The organism is Photorhabdus viridis (assembly GCF_040256935.1).
Taxonomy (GTDB): domain Bacteria; phylum Pseudomonadota; class Gammaproteobacteria; order Enterobacterales; family Enterobacteriaceae; genus Photorhabdus; species Photorhabdus viridis.
Window position 1 is genome coordinate 1 of sequence record NZ_JBEJZY010000563.1, and the last position, 223, is coordinate 223.

Below are 223 nucleotides of genomic sequence, written 5' to 3' on the forward strand. Positions count from 1 at the left end.
TCAACGCAACAACCGAGTGGTCAGGGCCACGAGTTATCTTTTAATTTACCTGACCGCCGTTTATCCCCTTCATCCCGCTATGGCCGCCGGGATAACGCCGGATAATAGCCACACACAGGTACAACATCAGGGCGGTGTCCCGGTTGTCAATATCGCCACACCGAATGACGCCGGGATATCCCATAATACCTACCAAGCGTTTAACGTTGCCACTCAAGGCGCC

At 53.8% G+C, this 223-nt stretch carries 1 protein-coding gene; it reads left to right on the plus strand.

Annotated features, from left to right (window positions below; all coding sequences use genetic code 11):
• Window positions 1-16: 16 nt before the first annotated feature.
• Window positions 17-223 (plus strand): hypothetical protein (locus tag ABR397_RS24560; protein WP_407072911.1); only part of this gene is annotated, 207 nt, incomplete at its 3' end.